This window comes from Ktedonobacter sp. SOSP1-52 (assembly GCF_016587395.1).
This window is the reverse complement of sequence record NZ_BNJH01000007.1, coordinates 272,927-291,746: the sequence shown is the minus strand read 5'-3', so window position 1 is coordinate 291,746 and position 18,820 is coordinate 272,927. Positions and strand designations below refer to the sequence as shown.

Below are 18,820 nucleotides of genomic sequence, written 5' to 3'. Positions count from 1 at the left end.
GTGTGACTGGGTTATCAAACGAACCTTTGCCTGGATCACCCCATGTCGTCGGCTCAGTAAGGATTATGAAACTCTGCCAGAGAGCAGCGAGGCTATGATCTTCATTGCGATGACTCGCTTGATGATCCGACGCTTGAGCAAAAGGTAACCTTTTCAAACCAGCTCTAAGCTCGACTTTGTACATTTTTTGCAAGGGCTACCGAGGTCAGCTTCCGACAGTGAACGTATCAGCAGGCCTCTCGAGACGCCTGAGTATGATACGAAATACAGGGTGCTTCTCCGCTCGCCGACTTTTTCAACATCAGGCTGGTGCAGGTGACGTTGAAAAAGGGCAGCTGGTCCAGCGTTTTTCCTTGCTGCTGGCTTCCCAGGGCTCTTCAGAAGCTCTTTTCGATGGAGGAGAGACTCAGAGCACTTGTTAGCCAAAGAAAAAATTGTACAAAGTCGAGCTAAGAACTTTGATCAAGAATGAATTGACGAGGCCGATACGACGCCCTTAGTCGAAGTGCTTCGACTAAGGGCCTTGACAGAACATGAACACATGTGTAGGATAGACCTGTATGCTACGAGAGGAGGCGTGAGACGTGCCCAAATCGAAGACAATCTATGACGTCGCCACCCTGGCTGGGGTCAGCATCTCTACCGTATCGCTCGCGCTTAACGCTCCAGCGCGTGTCAGCGCGGAGACGAGACGCAAGGTGTTGGAGGCCGTAGATGCGCTCGGCTTTGTCCCCAAGCCAGAAGCGGTTGCCAAGGCACGCCGAGGGGTGGGACGAGTCGGAGTCATAGCACCCTATACCTCGTACCCGTCCGTGGCCCGACGCCTGAACGGGATCCTCCACGTTGCCAGTCAGCATCTGCTGGAAATCGTCTTGTTCGACCAGGAGTCAGCTGCACAACGTTCCTCCCCATTGCTCTCCAGCTTGCCTATCACCGGACGACTGGATGGACTCATCGTCGTGAGCTTGCCGTTGGACGAGGCGGCAGCCAAACGCCTCACCGACCTGCGGCTTCCCACGGTGCTGATCGATGTCCACCATCCCGGATTCGACTCCGTCTTCACGTCCGACTCCACTGGCGGTCGGCTCGCGGCTTCGCATCTGGTGGCTCGCGGCCATCGCCACTTTGGCTTCCTTGGTGAGGCACAGCAATCGCTCCTATATGTCTCACCAGCACAACGGCGGCTCGCAGGCTACCGTGCAGCACTGGCGGAAGCTGGCTATCCTCTCACAGACACCGATGTACGTTTCATGGCACATGGAGTCGAGCCAGCCTTTGAGGCAGCAAAGGACCTGTTGTCGATGGAGCATCGCCCAACCGCCGTTTTCGCGAGCTCCGACACGCTTGCAGCGGGGGCGCTGAGAGCCGCACACGACCTGGAACTCGCCGTTCCAGGTGACGTGGCTATTGTTGGCTTCGACGATGGAGAACTGGCTGAAGCCCTGGGTCTTACGACCGTGCACCAGCCTCTGGAAGAATCCGGTCGGGCTGCCATGGAGCGGCTGCTCCAACAACTTGATAGGCCCGGCACGGTTCGCGAGGTGGCCCTGGGACTGGAGTTGGTCCTACGTGGGACGAGCTAACGGACATGCAAGCGTCGTTCGGGCTGGCCCCAAACGGTTGCCCAACTCACGACAGAGATTGATAGACATGTGACTGCTTACTACTCCTTGCACTGCAACCAGATCGCCGTGTCAGGAGGAAGCATATGACCATCCAGCCGTCCACTTGCAAGGAGTACTTTGTCGTAGGCAGGCAGAGGAGTGGGATCAGTGGCAAAGTTGACCAGACACATGACATCCTTCCCACGCTTGAAGGCCATCACGCGCGAAGGCGCCTCTACCCAGCGCAGGTGGCCGTCCAGGAAGGCTGAATACGTACGACGAAGTCTCAACGCTTCTCGGTAGAGCGTCAACATCGAGCCGAGGTTGTGCGTCTGAGACTCCACGCTGAGGGTGCTCCACTGCGGCGGTTGTGGCAGCCAGGGCTTCCTCGTGCTGAAGCCCAACGCAGGCAGAGTGTCGGACCACGGGAGCGGAACACGGCATCCATCTCGGCCACGAATTTGGTGGCCTGAGCGTTCCCAGATGGGATCTTGCAAGATATCGGTTGGCAGGTCGTCAACCTCTGGCAGACCGAGCTCCTCTCCCTGATACAGGTAGGCTGCACCAGGCAGAGCCAGCATCAGCAGAGCCGCCGCTCGTGCCCGCCTGGAGCCCAGCTCGATATCTACCAGCCCTGCATCAAGGCCCACCCGTAGCTGAGTCCAGTCGCCGGACAGTCCGTAGCGCGTGACGGGGCGAGTGACATCATGACTGGAAAGTACCCAGGTTGCCGGCGCGCCAACCTGGGCCAGCATGGCGAGGTGGGTATCGATGGTTGTACGGAGTTTGTCGGCATCCCAGGGGCACTTGAGAAAGTCGAAATTGAATGCGCTGTGTAACTCATCCATACGAAGGTACTGAGCTAATCCGCCAGTCCTGATGCGCCAGGCTTCAGCCACGAACATGCGTGCTCCCTGAGGCGTTGCAGCATACGAATCAGCCATCCATCGCCACTGACGAAATATCTCGTGAATGTCCTCGCGGTCCCAGTGTGGATGCTGGGCAACCGCTTCACCTCTCATTTCCGCTGCTTCGACCAATCCAGGAGGGAACTGTGCACTCCTCACATTGATATCTGGGAGAAGCGGATGCTTTGCCAGCCCATGCGCTACATCAATGCGGAATCCATCGATGCCACGATCAAACCAGAACCGCAGAATCGCCTCGAACTCCGCCCGTACCTCCGGATTCGTCCAGTTGAGATCAGGCTGCTGGGGAGCAAATAAGTGGAGGTACCACTCTCCTGGTCGCCCATTGTCCTCGTGGAGGCGGGTCCAGGCGGGACCGCCGAATACCGAGAGCCAGTTGTTAGGAGGTTCTTCTCCTGCTGGTCCGCGACCGGGGCGGAACCAGTATCGCGCACGCTGAGGTGAGCCAGGCTCTGCGGCCAGTGCATTCAGAAACCATCTGTGCTGGTCAGACGTGTGGTTGGGAACGATGTCGAGAATGATGCGCAACCCATGTTTGTGGGTCTCTTCGATCAGACGTTCAGCTTCGGAGAGCGTGCCAAACTCAGGTGCGATTTCACGGAAGTCTGCTACATCATACCCTCCATCAGCCATCGGTGAGCGGTACCAGGGCGTGATCCAGATCGCATCGACCCCAAGGTCTGCCAGATACGGCAGGCGCGACCGAATGCCAGCGATATCTCCCAGCCCGTCGCCGTTGCCATCGGCGAAGCTACGAATATAAATCTGGTAGATTACAGCATGACGCCACCAGGGGGCAACGTCTGTTTTAGAGGGCATAATAGGCATCAGAATACTCCAAACTTTCCAGATACAACAGCAGACGTTGGGAGCTATCAGCGTGTTTCATGAGAGCCTTCCGCCGCATTGCTCCACGCCGCACGAGATGTTGTCTCTTTTGATCACTATGGACGATGTCTGCTCAGCAGTTAAAGGTCTCGTTTCACCCAATGGTCGAAGGTCGTCACCGGAGCAAAGCGGTTGTTACTGACGACCACATCCAACACCGCTGGTTTTCGCCGCGAAAGCGCCTCGTCGAGTGCCTGACGGAAACCTTCAATGGTATCAACCCTGGCTCCAAAGCAGCCAAAGTCTCTGGTGATCTGGCTATAGTCGGTATCGATAAAATCGCAGACCTCTCCAACCACGTCGCCATCGAACTGATACTTGAAAGCGATAGCCTCGTAGGCGAGCGAGGCATTGTTCAGAACGATACAGATGGCGGGAAGTTTGAGTCGGACGGCAGTTTCCAGGTCGCCGATGTGATATCCGAAGCCTCCGTCGCCGATCAGCGCAATGGCACGCCGCTCCGGGGTTGTGGTAAGCGCTAGTTGAGCGCCAAGTACGGAGGGAAATGCCCATCCCAGGGTGCCAGCAGCACGCAGGAAGGTACGGCCAGTTGCTCGCACTGGATAGAGAGCTCCCCCCATGCTCCCATGAAGCCCGTATCGACAACCACGATATCATCTGGGTGAGCCAGTTCGCTGAGGGTCTGGATGAGCGCTTCTTGACGAACATAGCCTGACGAGGGCCTTCGAGCCTGCGCAATGAAATCAGCATGCCACTGCGCCACCTTCTCTCGGACGGACGTACTCCATATGACGTGCTGTTGCAGAGGCTTCGTGTCGTGTAGACGATGGATCAATGCTGACGCTGCTTCGTGTGCGTCAGCAATCACTGCGACATCGACCGATCTGCTGATACTCATACGTTCAGCATGCATATCAATCTGGATAACGGTGGTATCCTGCCCTGGGATGCTATAGGTGTCGGTTGCCAGGGCATCAAGGTCGGTGCCAAAAGCAATCACCAGATCTGCTTCGGCGGCAATCTGATTGCAGACTCGGCGGGAGTAGCGTCCGACGACTCCCATCGCGAGCGGGTGATCCTCTCGTATCGATCCCTTGCCGCCCATCGTGGTCATAACGGGAATGCTCGTCAACTCGGCCAGCATCTTCAGTTCTTCGGTACCCTGTGCGATTAAGAGCCCATTTCCGCTCAGGATGAGTGGGCGTTGTGCTTCGCCGAGCCGAGCCACAATCGCCTCAACAGCTGTCCTGGATGGTGCAGACGAGAGTGCAGGTGAACGAAGTCGATAGCTTTGGGCAAGTTCCACTTCCTCAGTGAAGAGGTCGGTCGGGATATCGAGGTGAACAGGTCCTGGACATCCTGCTGTTGCGATGTAAAGAGCCATTGAGACCAGCTCAGCAGCTCGATCCGCTCTGGTGACGTGGGCCTGCCATTTCGTCACAGGTTCGAACATCGGTACCTGGTGAAGCTCCTGATACTCTAAGCGGTTCTCTCCTTTCGTTGAGACGGCACTGGTAAGCGCAAGAACAGGACTGCGCGCCCACCATGCATCGGCGAGAGCACCTGCAACATTTGCCGCCCCCGGTCCCCACTGACCATAAACGACTGCCGGGCGTCCAGTAACACGAGCATAGGCATCGGCCATGACAACGGCCCCAGCTTCACTCCGAGCTAGATGCATGCTGATGCCAACATCACGCAAGGCTCGCCACAGCCAGAGATCTCCCCCAGTGACCAGAAACATGTGTTCGATGCCGTTGTCTTTGAGCGCCTGAGCAACTGCATACGCTGCACGAGCGCGATGCGATCCTGCTAGTCGGGAAACACGTCCTCTGTGATCTGTCACAATGTCCTCCTAGTGGGCTTGCGCACCGATGAACGCCTGGGATGACTCTGGATCGAGTGCGAGCACCGATCTTCCACCATCGACAGGCACCGTCGCGCCGTTGATAAAGCTTGCATCATCTGAGAGCAAATACACGATGGCGGCTGCGATCTCCTGGGAGCAGGCGACCCGGCCAAGCGGATGGAACAGGCGCATCTGCTGTTCGATCCGTGCGACGGCCTCAGGCTCCTTCTGACGAAGAAACTCCTTGTAGCGCTCGGTCTCTACTGAGCCTGGCGCAATGGCATTGACGCGGATGCCATGTAGACCGTACTCGACAGCAAGCGCACGCGTCAGTCCTTCGATAGCGGCCTTGGCAGTCACGTATGGGGTGCAGCCGGGAACGGCTTGCCGCGCCTGGTGCGAGGAGAGGTTCACAATGGCCCCGTGTGTTCCTCCTGCAAGGAAGCGACGAATCGCAGTCCGGCACCCGACAATGACAGGGGAAAGATTTATCGAGATCAGGTCCAGGATCGTGTGCGCGGAGGCGGAGTGGAGCGAAGTGTCCCGGAACACAGCGGCATTGTTGACCCAACCAGTGAAGGAGCCTGCAGCCTGCGCGAGATCCGCAGCGCGCTCCACAACGTTCTCGTCGGAGGCATCACCAACCACGGCGATCACTCGCGGACCAGCCGGATGCTTGTCCACCCAGGTCAGCGCGTCAGGATCACGTTCAATGGCGACCACACTGTTGGCTTCGCCGAGGAGCCGCTCGGCGACCGCCCGGCCGATGCCACGGCCTCCTCCCGTTACCACATAGGAACGGCTCATGCCTGTCCCCAGTTGATTCATGCTCGTTTGTTGATTCTCCATACGTTGCCCTTTCTGCAGAGGAGGGAGAACCGACGGTCACCCTCCAAGAGTCACAATGGTGAAGAAGACCACGCACAGCAGGAAGTTGCGCCAGCCTTTCCTCTTCTGAGAGCATACACAAACGTTCGTAGGATGTCAAGTGCTTTTGTCAAAGCACTTCGATTCATTTGTAGCCATATCCATTGATGAATGTTGTGAAAAAGAAAAAAGCGGATCACCAGGAGAGACCGACCTCACCATCATTCTCGCACGACGAGGGCTTGGATTGATGGCCTATCGGTGTATTTTTAACGAAAAAGTACGACGTACCAGATAACTGAGGCTGATTTTGCTCTTATTGTATTATTCTACACTAAAAAATATGATGTTCTTCCTCTGAGCAAGTCCGTTTCAAGAGCACGGTCTCAAACCACGCTCTGGTCTATGATCGGATGTGTCAGAACTGAGAAGACAGTAGGCGACATGGCGTGCTGATTCCAGCGTTGCTCTGTTTTAGGCTGCCAGAACCATGGCTTTCAAGGCATCCAATTGATGGCAGAACAGATGACGTTGGTTGGCAAGAGAAACCTGCTGTTTCATGGTTGTCCGAAACCGGAAGAATTGGCGTATCTCGTCAAATGCCCTGCAGAAGCGTGATGCCGACGCGAAGCTTCCAAAGCCACGCATGGGAGAGTACCGCTGTTTGATGCTACGATGATCTTGTTCCAGGCGGTTATTCAGGTAGGGGTTACAGCGATGGAGAACCTCACAGCCAAGCGTCTCACGGATCGCTCGTGGATAGGAGTCATGCCCGTCGGTTGTCACGCGCTCTGGCACATGACCAACTGTCTCAAGCGCCTGCTTGAAAAATCGTTTGGCGGCATGCATATCCCGTTTCTCGCTCAGCATGGAGTCAACGAGATTGCCATCTCGATCGATGGCGCGAGAGAGGTAACACCACTTCCCGTGGACTTTGACGTAGGTTTCGTCGATGTACCACGATGTTCCCGCTTGCCCGCGCCTCCTCACACGGAGCCGATCCGCCAACACTGGTGCAAAACGAGCTTCCCAATCGCGAACCGCCTCATGGGTACACACCAAACCACGTTCGAGAAATAGCTCAGCGACATCACGAAAACTGAGCGAGAAACGGAAATACAACCACACCGCATGGCTGATAATTTCCGGCGGAAAGCGGTAACCGTTGTAATCGGGAGCAAGGCTGTTTGTTTTCATACAGCTATTCTCGCATCGTGTTCAGTTCTATTGCCAAGTTGACAATACCTCGTGAGTTGCTTGTGCAACCCGAGGTAGAGGGGGATCAAACCTTCAATATCCGAAGATGTTGCCTGCCGGATGAGAATCTTCTCCATGTGCTTTTTCCTCTGCGAATTGTATGCTCTCGACCCGTAGGTATATCAGAAAGGACGCTCGCGCTTCTAGCTATTACCACGTGCGTTTTCAAATTTTCACCCATTTCCCAGGAGGTCCTGAGATTTTATCCATTCAAATGGCTCCTGGTAAATGACTTACCAAGTGAGCAGGTCTGGCATTCAAACGTGAGAAATTGCCCCCAATGTTGAGCACGGGTATCCACGTTTCCTGGAAAACCGCTTCTTATCTGGCTTCATTCACTGCCATTTTGTAAATTGGTGAGAAAAAGAAAGGCCATGCGCATGACTATGGCTTGAGATCCAGCACCGCGCGGCCTGTCTGCAAATCGACCGGCACCGAGATCTGATCATGCACGAGCAGCCACTTGTCTCCGATCTTGCGCCAGCAAGCGGTCCAACGCACCCAGACACCGATCTTCTGCCCAGTGGGCAGGGTTGCGCTCGCCCGGTTGAAGCTGTGGGTGAAGGCCATATCCTCGCCCACCGTAATGGACAGGTCGGCAATTTCATAGCCAATCGGACCCGGCAACGACGAGAACGCCTCTTCCCAACGTTTCCTCATTGCATCTGCTCCCACGTATTGTAGCGGGGGCACGACGTCGAACGTCACGATCTCCGGCGCGTACATGGACATTATCCCATCGATGTCCTTCGCGCGAAACGCCTTGGCATACCCCTCTATCAACCTTTTGATTTCAATTTCATCGTTTTTCTTGTTCTCTTCGCTTGTCATAGTTTCCTCCTTACTCTCGCCTGTTTATGAACCGCACGTTCTTGTGGTGATTGGCCCTCCAATCCCGTGGGGGGACAGGGGTGAACCCACAAGACGTTGAACGTTTATCTGAGAACGATAAACAGGCGTCTCCGACATCGGCTCAATTCTCACGCCCAGAACGACCTGGGTTTGGTGATCATCCTGAGATACATCGTATTATAGGCGGATTGCATCAGGAGAGCCAACGCGAACCTCTCTTTCTCCCCTTCAATTTACAAGATATCGATGAAACAAGCCAGATGAGAAGCGGTTTTCCAGGAAACGTGGATACCCGTGCTCAACATTGGGGGCAATTTCTCACGTTTGAGGGCCAGACCTGCTCACTTGGTGGCTCATCCCACGAGATACGCAACGAGCTACAAGCAAGCTAGCAGCATAACACAAAAAGAGGTCTCTACTTGAGAGAGAAGCTGTTGTTTCGTCTCAAGATGGGAGGTCTCTGTTGTCCATGATAGCGAACCCGTGTATTGAAATCCAGACCTCTGAAGAGCCTCGGCCAGCAGTACCACCCTGGTTTGGGGAAGTGACTATCATTGTGCAGTATCTCGTCACCAAGAGACTGCTCGACGCTTTTGCCCAGAAGGTGCGTCTGATCCGCGGTCGCTTTGGTCGTTATGAGCCCATCGATTTTCTGGCACTCTTGTTAGGCTATGCCATCAGTGGGGAACGCACTTTAGAAGCTTTTTTTGGGCGGCTAGCTCCCTTTGGATCAGCATTCATGGCCCTCTTTGGACGCCGGTATTGTCCGCATCGGGCCAGCTTGAGTCGCTTTCTAGCCGCTGTGGACCGTCCTTGTCTCGAAGCCTTCCGCCCCCTTTTCCAGCAGAGTTTCACCGATGGGTGGACCGGAGATTCCATCGGGGGGATCTTCGACCGACAAGGTCATCGTTTTATCGTCTTTGATGTGGATGCTACTCGTCAGGCAGCCCGGCAGCGTGCCCTGCCAACGGCTCCAGAACTGCCTTCTCCCCGTCGTCGCCTTGATGGAGTATGTGCCCCTGGCTACATGGGACGCAAACGCGGCGAGGTTGTTCGGACGCGTACGACAGCGTTGCAAATGCACACGCGCCAATGGGTCGGGACGTACTCTGGCAAGGGCAATGGGAACTATCGGGGCGAACTGGCAAGCGCTCTTCAGGCGGTCATGACCTACCTGGAACAGTTCACTCTCCCTCCTGAGATAGCCTTGATCCGCTTGGATGGGCAATATGGCGATGCCGCAGTCATCGCTCAAATCATGCGCACAGGTGCCCATCTGGTCACCCGAGGCAAAGGCTATCAGCTTTTGGAGCGCCCACAGATCCTGCAAGTGCTCGTTCATCCGCCAACCGCCAGCGTCACCAGGAAAAACACTGGCGAGGTTGTCGAGATGTTTGAGGGAGGCTGGCTCGCCTTAGGAGAAGGGATGCCTTCCGTTCGAATCATTGTAACTCGATATCTGGCTCCTTCTTCAGATTGCACCGTGAAAGTTGGCAAACGCGTGGGAGAATGGATCTATGAGCTCTTCATCACCACGCTTGCTGTCGAGAGCTTCCTGGTCCAGGATGTGGTGGAGTTCTATCACGGACGGGGTGCTTTTGAAACGATCTTCGCCGAGGAAGATCTGGAAGATGATCCGGATCGGTGGTGTTCGTATACCAAGTGCGGACAGGAACTCTGGCAGATCGCGTGCCAATGGATGTGGAATATCCGGCTGTCGCTCGGGCATACCATGCAAGGAAAGGAACTGCGCGAGATGGAGTGGTCTCCGGCCAAGGAATGTCCCCCACAGGTTTCTTCGACCGATCAGCTCCCAGACGCCTACGGTCCCTGGCAATGGGCCAGAGACAGTGGTCGGAGCCAGATCCCAGTCAGTGCTTTCACACTGCACGATGAGGTCTCGCTCCGCTGCCCGACTGGGGCGACCCTTTGGTTGAGTGAAGTGCGTCAAGAACATGCGTACACCCAACGGGCAGTGTATGTGGCTCAGTTGGATGATTGTCGGCTCTGTCCCCTGCGCGAGCAGTGTTTGGCGCGAGGAGTGAAAGGAAACCGGGCGCGTCGTGTCAGTGCTGTGCGTCACCTGCTCCCAGCACCTTCCTTGGTGGAACCTCAGACAGGCATCCTGGCTGCAACCCGTTGGGTTGATGTTGCAGGTCGCGCACTTCGACGAACCTGGACGGCTCACTGGCGCGGTCAATACGTTGAAATCCTCCCACTTGTTGAGACCCCACAGCACATTCCTCCACCACCTCGCTCACCTCGTGCGGTCCGCTCGCATGATCGGTGGAGTTGGTCAGATCGGCTCGCGCGCAATGCCTGGTTCGGTCCACCGCACGTGCGCATTACCGTGGCTGGGGTTCCTGCTTTCCTGACCACATGCCACTGAGGAGGAACAAGCTTCAGCAGAACAACTGACCGCGCTCTCCTTTCCCTCTGAATACCTCAGCAGGGCGAAGAAGCTCTGTGCCTTTTTCCGTTCTTCACCACGCGTTCTTTTCTCTCTCTCTTGCTTGATTGCTTACATCTCGTTGCGTATCACGTGGGCTCATGGCCACCTTTGGTGATAGATGAGCTTATCCAGGAGACAAAATGACAAAGGCCAGCTCAAGCAGTCTCTCCTAAAAACTCATTCGTATCTCGATTCACCAAAGGTGGCCAAGAGGCACTTGGTAAGTCATTTACCAGCTCCGTGAGCGATATTGTGGCAGCAGATCTGCCTTCCTAAGCAACGGAGACATCTAGACGAGGCATGCCACTATCCAAGACTGGGTTTTCATCTGATACGCATTCAAGCCAGGCCAGCATTGCTCTTGCGCAACAGTCACACTCAAAAATGGCCTGTGAACCATAATGTGCCGGCACGCTTGTGAAGCATATCATAGACCGGGATTGCCAATATATGGATAAATCTTCACCCTGGATCATAACCTCCTTTGCGCTGAAATTGAAACACGATAGAGCATTGGATATACTTGGCTAAGAAGGTGGACTGAAAGCTCTGGCAAATCGTTGAGGCTTTCGGTTTTTCTCACATCATGAAAGGATACGATACTCTATGGCTGATACAGATACCAAGAACTCTTCCTCGCTTCCCGCACTGGATGATATGCTGCATACTCTCTTACTGAGAGAAGAGGACAAGAACAAGCGAACACGCCAAGATGAAGACGTGAAAGAATTACGTCACCTCCTTTTCCCAGTGACGCGTCACACCATCTATCTGAAGCATTCTTCTCTCGGGCCTCTTTCCAGCCCGGTAGCGCGCATACTGCACGACTATGCAAACGACACAAGTCATTTTGGGGACATTTATGATACACGCTGGAAGGAGCATATACATACGGCCCATAGTCGCCTCGCCAACCTGATCAGTGCCAGGCCTGACCAGGTTGCATTTACCGCTAGCACCGCCGATGGGCTTATGTTGATTGCTCACTGCCTGGACTGGCAAGCAGGCGATACGATAATTATCGCGGAGGACGAGTTTCCCAGCAATGTCCACCCGTGGTTGAATCTGCAAGAATTGGGTGTACAGGTCCACACCGTACCTGCTCGCAACCACCGCATTGTCGCCGAAGATATTTTTGCCAGTATTACTTCACGCACACGCCTCGTCAGCCTGAGCCTTGTAGAGTTCTCAACAGGATTCCGCAACGATATTGCTCCTATCGCTGCCTATTGCCATGAGCGCGGCATTCTGTGCGGTATTGATGCGATACAAGCTCTGGGGGCATTGGAGGTGAATGTGCAGGCACTGGACGTTGATTATGTCGCTGCGGCAGCGCACAAGTGGCTGCTCAGTCCACGTACCACCGGTATCCTCTACGTATCCGACAATCTCTTCCCGCAGTTGCATATGAGACGCAAGGGCTGGTACAGCATGGAGGAGCCATTTGACTACTTTAATTATCAACAGCCATTGAAAGCAGGGGCAGCATGTTTAGAGTATAGTTGGCCCAACGCTTTCTCTATCGTAGGGTTGGATGTTGCATTGGAGGTCTTCGAGAGCCTTGATGGTGGAATGCAAGCAGTTGAGGCACGGGTCCTGGGCATTACCAGACACCTTCTGGCAGGGCTGAAGCAGCTCGGCTATCCGATCATCTCGCCACAGAGCGAGGGGGAGCGTTCAGGGATCGTGTGCTTTCTGCCACATCCTGAGTACCGGAATATGACAAACCAGCAGATAGCGAGTGGGTTAGCAGCACAGCAAATTTATGTCGTGGCACGTGCCGGTGCTGTGCGCATTTCACCACATTTCTACAACACCATCGAAGAGATTGATGTGGTGCTCAATACTCTTGAGAATTTGAAGAAATAAGCTCCATTGAGAACAAAGATACCTCGTGACAGATTTTTACAGGGTATTGTCAACTTGGCGAGATATTCTACGAACAAGCAGCACGGAATGATAAAATAGGTTCTGTCAGAACTGAGCGCACAGAAACGCATCAGATTCAATGAAGACATTGATACTATTCGCCACCTGCTAGGAAGCTGCCTGTATCAATGCCTTCAAGGAGGTAAGTCGCTGGAGGAAAGCTCGTCGCTGTTTGGGGAGGAAAATCGGTTCTCCCATGGTACGATGCGAACGGAGATAATTTCGTAGTTCGTCAAAGGCACAACAAAAACGTGCTGTAGCTTCAAACGTTTTAAAGCCACGCATGAGATAGTATCGCTGCTTAATGCCACGGTGGTCTTGCTCCAGACGATTGTTGAGGTATGTATTCGTCCGATGCACCACCTCACTTCCCATGATTTCGCGTATCGCACGGGGATAGGAACGATGTCCGCCTGTTGTAACAGACTCTGGCGCATAACCAACGACAGCCATGGCTTGCTTGAAGAACTGTTGTGCAGCATCCATATCTCGTTTTTCACTCAGCCGAGAATCGACGAGATTGCCATCTTGATCAATGGCTCGATAGAGATAGCACCATTTTCCCTGAACCTTGATATATGTCTCGTCAACATGCCAGGACGTTCCTGCTTGCCCGTGCCGCCGGGTTCGCAACTGATCAGCCATCAGAGGAGCAAATCGTGTTTCCCAGTCTCGAACTGCTTCGTGCGTAAAGGGAAAGCCGCGTTCTAAAAACATTTCAGCCACATCACGCAGACTCAGTTTGTAACGTAAGCGCCAGAAAACGACGAGGAGAACGATATCCGTAGGGAATTCGAGGTAGTTGAAAGGGGTGCCAGTTCGTTCATTGAATATGCGTCTGCATTGAGTGCAGAAAAATGTTATGACCCCAATATCGCCGATGTGGCTGGCGCCCGCCTCTCGTTGGAGGGGCTTGTTCAACGGTTCACGCGTCTCTCGCATCTGTTCGCTGATCATGGCTATGATGGGGAGCCCTTTGAGCACTGGCTCCGTGACCATCTTGGATGGGAGATCGAAATCGTTCCCCAGCAGGAGCGTGAGCCGCAGGCCGATTGGGAGCTCGTTAATGGGCAACCTGTCCAGATTCGCAAACCCAAGGGAGGCTTTCAAGTCCAGCGCAAGCGTTGGATTGTCGAAAGGACCTTCGGCTGGCTTATCCGCTTTCGACGACTCGCTCGCGATTATGAGGGCTTGCCCTCCAGCAGCGAGGCCCTTCATCCAGGTGGCTTCCATCCGTCTGTTCTTGACGCGTTTAGCTCCTTCCAAGTACTAGTTTGTCATCTTAAGTCACACTCTTAGAGTCGGTACTTCTACTCACTCTACATACCCAATTACAGGCAGTTATTGCAGAATGAGACAGCGAAAAAGGTTCGAGTTCCGTTTCCATTTCACTATTCGGTACTTGAAAGTGTCGTCTTAGCTGCTATTAAAGTGTTCTGCATGCTTACTGCTCCTAACGCCCTATGTCCTGCCCTTGGTAGCAGCAACCTTCACTCCACCCCTACAGCGCTACCCATTGAAGTACGGAGAAATCGGTCGGAGGAGGATGGCAAACTGCTATTCTGGCTATCTTTCGCTACCTGTCCTTCCAGCGTTTTGATGCGCTTTTGCTGGGAGACAGTCACTCCATCCAGATCCTTGACCTGGTTATGAAGAGCATTAATGGCATGGATGGACTCCCGCACACACTCACGAAGCTTTTGATTGGCTGCTCGCAACGCCTGGCTCTCTTGTCCCATTCGCTCCAGTTCTTTATCCTTGTCATGAAATTACTCTGGCAGATCGACTATCATCTCTGCAATGTATGGCCCTTCTGAACAGTTACCAAAATCAGAGAGATTTTGGCCTACCCTCAAACTGATATGAATTTCTCCTCTATCAAACAAATTCTGTCCCGGTTTCGCTTCGACTGTGTTATTAAGAGTGAACATCGATGTTACACGCATTCAGTAAAAACGATGCCCAGCAGATTACAACAATAAACACTTAAAACATATGATGAAGCAGGGAGATTGTATGGAAATGACACACGCAGTTTCGGCCTTCCACGCCAAAACAACGGAGCGGGGAAATGAGCCAGTTGAGGCTGAAGCTGCTTGCATTGAAGCAGCTAAAAGCAATCCAGCTGCGTTTGAACCACTTTATCATCGCTATCGGGAGCGGATCTATCATTATCTCCGCACACGCATCAATAATGATGAAGATGCTGCTGATCTCACACAGCAAGTATTCCTCATGGCGCTGGATGCACTTCCACGATATAAGCAACGTGGCATTCCTTTTATTGCCTGGCTCTTCCGTATTGCCCATCATGCAGCGATAAATGCGGCCCGGCGATATAAAAGCAGTGTTTCCTGGGATGCTCTGCCTGAAACGTTGCACCCGATCAGCTCACAGAGTCCTGAAGAGTTGGCGCTCAAGCAAGAAACATTGACCCATCTCAAATCGCTCGTCGCCTCATTATCACCCGATAAACGTGAGTTGCTCGCTCTGCGCTTCGCTGCCGGTCTGAGCGCGCCACAGATTGCCGCTATTGTTGGCAAGAAACCAGAAACAGTCAAAAAACAGATTACGCGTCTCATCACTTTTTTGAAGGAGCAGAATCACCATGAGTAACCATTCACCACAATTGGATGAGATCACAGTACAACGCTATGAACAGGCTCTGGAGGATCTGTATACCCAGTCTGAGATCCCATCAACACTGACCTGGAACGATGTACAGGCTCGTCGTATACAGAACACACTTCAGGGCAAACGCAACACCGGTCAAGCAACCTGGCCCCGCAGTTCCTCATCCAGAGGGAAACGCATTGCCGTCGTTATCGCAGCGGCGCTCTTGCTAACGATCATTAGCGGAACCGCCTATGCCTCCGGTATACTCGACCGGGTCATTTCGTCTATGATACAGCCTGGATATGTGCAATCCGGCAACCCGCTGAAACCAGAGATGTATACCACCTTGAATCTCACCAGCCAGGATGGCGAGCTGACAGGCAAACTAGAAACCGCCTATGCTGACCCGAACGAGCTGATCCTGGGTCTTTCAGCCAACCATTCCAAGGTCCCATCAGCCGGGAAAGGAGGAGAGTGGGATCTGTATGCGGGAAAAGTCACCACATCTGATGGATTCCTCTTACCACCAATGAGTGATGCCACCACTAATGGCGGGGGTGAGGACGGAATGATCCTGGAAATAGGAAAGACGCGCACACCTGTCGATCCTAATACCGCATCAATAGTAGCAACCTTTGATACTTCCCAGATTCAGGGCAATCCTACCTCACTGCACATTCATGCCGAGTTTATCTACTATTGTATTGGCATGAATGGTGCTCAATGCGCGCCAGAGGCACGTGCTCATGATATCACACATCCTTACAAACTCACCTATGATGTGACGGTTCCGTTCCATGCGGGCAAAATCGTGAATGTAAACAAAACTGTCATAAGCGATGGCAAAGCAGTAACGCTCGAACGCGTGATCATCGCGCCGTCAGGGACGCGCCTCTTCATTCATGGACTCAGCTTCTTCAAGATGCCATCACGCAATGACAAATCTGGCTCCGATGAAACACAATTAAGCACCGGAGACCAGACCTATCACAAACTCATCCTGGTAGGCGTGGGACAGGATATAACAAATCCGCAGGACCCACATCATCTCGACACAGCCATCTATGTGCCAAAGACAAGTGTCGGCAATGATCACAACTGGACGCTACACATTCTCAATCCCAAGGGTGGCGCTGGCTGGACCTTTACTTTTACTGTCTAGTGAGAAACATTTTGAAAGGTGATTGATCTCCTTTTCTCTCTTGGGAGGATGGAGAACTGTTCTCTGAAAGAAAGATGAGATGCCCATCCTTCTTTCAGAGAACAGCAAAGAGCAGTAGAAAAAGATGAACATGGTATCCACGATTCATGCAAACGTGTTACACACAACAATGCTCTATGAGCGTTATGGTCCAGCGTTCTTTGGATTTTTATGCCGTCACCTTGTCTCTCGAGAAGATGCAGAGGATGTGCAGGGAGAGGTCTTTAAAGCGATTTTGGAACACCCATCCTTTGCGTCGTGGTCGGAGGAGGCGCAACGCCGCTGGATGTGGCGAGTTGTCAGGAACAAGGTGGTCGATGTCTATCGTACATCATTGCGAGTGGAGTATGTTTCTCTGGAGGAGGTTTGTGACCATCTCACTGACGATGAGCGAGAGACGCCTGAACAGATGATCTTGCAGCATGAAACTGCAATCCACCTTGGGGAGGCGATGCGCAGGTTACCACTGTGGCAGCAACGGCTGCTGAAGTGGCGCTTTGCTGATGAGATGCGGTGTGGGGAGATCGCAGATCAGCTTGGCAAAAGTGAAATGGCCGTGAGGGCTCAGCTCTCACGAACATTGAAACGGCTACGGCGAATCTATGAGGAGGAGAAGGCGCAACGATCGTGCGAGGGAGAATGCCCTTCCGATTGAGGTGATGAGTGATTACGTCCCGCTTTGGAGGGAAGTTGAAAGAGAAAGCCTAGTACTAGTTTGCACTGCGAAATGCAAGCGGCCTGGGAAGCGAGTTTACAGGATCAGCTTGCCTCTCAAATACGCTGCTTCTCCCGCAAATCGTCTCAATCTCAGGGATGGGAGGCCACTAGAGCGGCCTGTGGAGCGGATTGCATTTCGCAGTGCAAACTAGTACTACAGTGCCACTTACTGTTTTAACCAGATGAAGAAAGGGAAAGACCTTCCTCTTGCAGCACTTGGAGGATCAGTGCCCATTTCCCCTCTCTGCACCATCGGTAATAGCGCTCGGCCACGCTGGACCAGGGACCAAAGCGTTTTGGGATCTCACGCCAAGATGAGCCAGTGTCCATGACCCAGAGGATGGCTTCGATGATCAGGCGAGGATCGGCCACCTGCCGCCTCGTCTGGTAGACGTACTTTGGTAACCGCGCGCAAATCTTTTCCCACTGCCCATCGGAAAGTTGGAACGTGCCCACCAATCGGATGGGCGAGCGCTCCGGTGGGTCTTCCGCAGGCGCCTAACGGCCTCGACGTTCCCAATGACAGCGTTAGGCGCCTGCTTGATGCTGACGGCGAAAGCGCGACCACCAGAATCCCCGCTCTTGCTGTTCCTCTGGTCCTCCCAGCAGTTGGATCAGCCGCCGGACTTCCGCCACACTCAGTGGGAGATCGCTTTTTTTTCCTGCGCATTGGCCTGGGTTCTCACCACGGCCAGGATCGCATGAGCCAGGAGTGCTAGCGTCACGAAACGATACCAGGCCCGAAAGCCGCGGACCTCATACTGATCGAGCCCAACTTCGCCTTTCGCTTCTTCGAAGCCCTCCTCGATTTTCCATCGGCTCCCCGCCACTCGCACCAGATCCGCCAGTTGCGTGCTCGCTGGCCCGGCAGCACGATAATAGGCGCGCTGACTGGGATCAGCCAGATTGCGCTGGATCAGCACCCATCGCGCTCGCTCACATTCCCTATCGGCCTGGTGTGGCAATTGGAGCCACGCCCACTCATACAGGCGCTGCCCTTTGCTCCCATTCCCCGCTGAGATCACCCTCCAGGCAGACGTTGGCAGAAGTGCCGCAACGTAGCCAAGAGGTTGGTGCCGTCCAGCCATCCAGATCAGATGTGTCTCAGGCACCGCTACCACATAGTTCTTGCCTTGCTCATCGGGTTGTGTTGCAAGAAATAGGGAGCGAACATGGTGAGTGTGAGCGTGTCTCTCAAATGTTTTTAGGCGACCACTCCGAACAACCGGGCGACGAGTGCAACCTGCCCTCCTACATTACCTTTTGCTACTCCTTGCAATTGCCCTTTCCTAATCATGTTCATCATCTCGAAGCCCCAGAGTGTTCGCCAAGCTGTCTCGAACGAGAAAAAGCCCATTCCTGGTTTCGTCAACACTGATGTCCCAGAAGGTTGATGATAGTAAGACTCGAACCACTTCAGCAAGCACATGCAGCCGATCTCTACACAGCGGGTGACGCGCTACTCTCTGACGATATATGCCAGATAATCCAGGCCGCTCACCAGAAGCTATGGCAAACTGGATCGATACAGCGCTCCAGGCGCGTGAGAAGGGCATAGCATTGTCCTTCGCTGTTTGTTACGCCTTCAGCATTTTTTCATTCCGAGGATTAAAAGTGAGACGGGTCCCAAGAGAGCTACCAGTTGTGATTATGGCACATTTTTTGAGACTCCCTCATTGGAAAGACTCACCCTCACGA

Annotated in this window: 17 protein-coding genes and 3 pseudogenes; 9 read left to right on the top strand and 11 right to left on the bottom strand. The window is 53.8% G+C overall.

Going from position 1 to position 18,820, the window contains the following annotated elements; all coding sequences use genetic code 11:
• Positions 1-7: 7 nt before the first annotated feature.
• Positions 8-148, top strand: a pseudogene (locus JMJ16_RS50855) (transposase); the annotation flags it as partial.
• 436 nt (positions 149-584) lie between these two features.
• Positions 585-1,583 (top strand): LacI family DNA-binding transcriptional regulator, encoded by a 999-nt coding sequence (locus tag JMJ16_RS50850; RefSeq protein WP_201394122.1) that lies wholly within the window; start codon positions 585-587, stop codon positions 1,581-1,583.
• An 80-nt stretch (positions 1,584-1,663) separates the two neighbouring features.
• On the opposite strand, the gene JMJ16_RS50845 is transcribed toward JMJ16_RS50850, so the two are convergent.
• The 6 genes from JMJ16_RS50845 to JMJ16_RS50820 all read right to left on the bottom strand — a co-directional run bounded on the left by JMJ16_RS50845 (position 1,664) and on the right by JMJ16_RS50820 (position 8,186).
• Positions 1,664-3,352, bottom strand: a complete 1,689-nt coding sequence (locus JMJ16_RS50845; protein WP_374229193.1) for a glycoside hydrolase family 13 protein — start codon at positions 3,350-3,352, stop codon at positions 1,664-1,666.
• Positions 3,353-3,501: 149 nt separating this feature from the next.
• A complete protein-coding gene (locus JMJ16_RS50840; RefSeq protein ID WP_201394118.1) occupies positions 3,502-3,981 on the bottom strand; it encodes a thiamine pyrophosphate-dependent enzyme in 480 nt (159 codons plus the stop codon).
• The gene (locus JMJ16_RS50835) at positions 3,900-5,228 is read right to left on the bottom strand and encodes a thiamine pyrophosphate-binding protein (protein WP_201394116.1); all 1,329 of its coding nucleotides are present in this window, start codon (positions 5,226-5,228) and stop codon (positions 3,900-3,902) included. Before JMJ16_RS50835 ends, JMJ16_RS50840 begins: the two co-directional genes overlap by 82 nt.
• 9 nt (positions 5,229-5,237) lie before the next feature.
• A complete protein-coding gene (locus tag JMJ16_RS50830; RefSeq protein ID WP_201394114.1) occupies positions 5,238-6,080 on the bottom strand; it encodes an SDR family NAD(P)-dependent oxidoreductase in 843 nt (280 codons plus the stop codon).
• 492 nt (positions 6,081-6,572) lie between these two features.
• Complete coding sequence (locus JMJ16_RS50825) at positions 6,573-7,295, bottom strand: IS6 family transposase (protein ID WP_236602125.1); 723 nt, start codon at positions 7,293-7,295, stop codon at positions 6,573-6,575.
• 444 nt (positions 7,296-7,739) lie between these two features.
• Positions 7,740-8,186 carry a nuclear transport factor 2 family protein gene (locus JMJ16_RS50820; RefSeq protein ID WP_201394112.1) on the bottom strand — a complete coding sequence of 149 codons (447 nt, stop codon included), beginning with the start codon at positions 8,184-8,186 and terminating at the stop codon, positions 7,740-7,742.
• Between the two features lie 80 nt (positions 8,187-8,266).
• Here JMJ16_RS50820 and JMJ16_RS50815 point away from each other — a divergent pair, with 80 nt between their 5' ends.
• From JMJ16_RS50815 to JMJ16_RS50800, 3 genes are all read left to right on the top strand, one after another.
• Positions 8,267-8,599 (top strand): hypothetical protein, encoded by a 333-nt coding sequence (locus JMJ16_RS50815; RefSeq protein ID WP_201394110.1) that lies wholly within the window; start codon positions 8,267-8,269, stop codon positions 8,597-8,599.
• Positions 8,600-8,676: 77 nt separating this feature from the next.
• Complete coding sequence (locus JMJ16_RS50810) at positions 8,677-10,596, top strand: transposase (protein WP_236602124.1); 1,920 nt, start codon at positions 8,677-8,679, stop codon at positions 10,594-10,596.
• A gap of 669 nt (positions 10,597-11,265) precedes the next feature.
• The gene (locus JMJ16_RS50800) at positions 11,266-12,528 is read left to right on the top strand and encodes an aminotransferase class V-fold PLP-dependent enzyme (protein WP_201394106.1); all 1,263 of its coding nucleotides are present in this window, start codon (positions 11,266-11,268) and stop codon (positions 12,526-12,528) included.
• Between the two features lie 168 nt (positions 12,529-12,696).
• Here the strand turns inward: JMJ16_RS50800 and JMJ16_RS50795 are convergent, their stop codons facing one another.
• Positions 12,697-13,530 carry an IS6 family transposase gene (locus JMJ16_RS50795; RefSeq protein ID WP_374229192.1) on the bottom strand — a complete coding sequence of 278 codons (834 nt, stop codon included), beginning with the start codon at positions 13,528-13,530 and terminating at the stop codon, positions 12,697-12,699.
• Between JMJ16_RS50795 and JMJ16_RS57750 the strand changes: the two genes are divergently transcribed.
• Entirely contained in the window at positions 13,471-13,887 is a 417-nt protein-coding gene (locus JMJ16_RS57750; protein WP_374229191.1) for a transposase, read from the top strand. The genes JMJ16_RS50795 and JMJ16_RS57750 overlap by 60 nt on opposite strands.
• A gap of 191 nt (positions 13,888-14,078) precedes the next feature.
• On the opposite strand, the gene JMJ16_RS50785 is transcribed toward JMJ16_RS57750, so the two are convergent.
• On the bottom strand, positions 14,079-14,327 hold the full coding sequence (locus tag JMJ16_RS50785; protein ID WP_201394103.1) for a DUF6444 domain-containing protein: 249 nt from the start codon (positions 14,325-14,327) through the stop codon (positions 14,079-14,081).
• A 277-nt stretch (positions 14,328-14,604) separates the two neighbouring features.
• On the opposite strand from JMJ16_RS50785, the gene JMJ16_RS50780 reads away from it, so the two are divergent.
• The 3 genes from JMJ16_RS50780 (at position 14,605) to JMJ16_RS50770 (ending at position 17,060) form a co-directional block, all read left to right on the top strand.
• On the top strand, positions 14,605-15,204 hold the full coding sequence (locus tag JMJ16_RS50780) for an RNA polymerase sigma factor (protein ID WP_236602123.1): 600 nt from the start codon (positions 14,605-14,607) through the stop codon (positions 15,202-15,204).
• Positions 15,197-16,366: a hypothetical protein gene (locus JMJ16_RS50775; RefSeq protein ID WP_201394101.1), complete on the top strand. Its 1,170-nt coding sequence runs from the start codon at positions 15,197-15,199 to the stop codon at positions 16,364-16,366. Before JMJ16_RS50780 ends, JMJ16_RS50775 begins: the two co-directional genes overlap by 8 nt.
• Before the next feature lie 124 nt (positions 16,367-16,490).
• The gene (locus tag JMJ16_RS50770; RefSeq protein WP_201394100.1) at positions 16,491-17,060 is read left to right on the top strand and encodes an RNA polymerase sigma factor; all 570 of its coding nucleotides are present in this window, start codon (positions 16,491-16,493) and stop codon (positions 17,058-17,060) included.
• 236 nt (positions 17,061-17,296) lie between these two features.
• Here the strand turns inward: JMJ16_RS50770 and JMJ16_RS50765 are convergent, their stop codons facing one another.
• From JMJ16_RS50765 to JMJ16_RS55585, 3 genes and pseudogenes are all read right to left on the bottom strand, one after another.
• A complete protein-coding gene (locus JMJ16_RS50765) occupies positions 17,297-17,578 on the bottom strand; it encodes a transposase (RefSeq protein WP_236602150.1) in 282 nt (93 codons plus the stop codon).
• Positions 17,579-17,793: 215 nt separating this feature from the next.
• Positions 17,794-17,970, bottom strand: a pseudogene (locus JMJ16_RS57745) (IS701 family transposase); the annotation flags it as partial.
• Positions 17,971-18,326: 356 nt separating this feature from the next.
• A pseudogene (locus JMJ16_RS55585) lies at positions 18,327-18,494 on the bottom strand (IS6 family transposase); the annotation flags it as partial.
• Between the last annotated feature and the right edge of the window lie 326 nt (positions 18,495-18,820).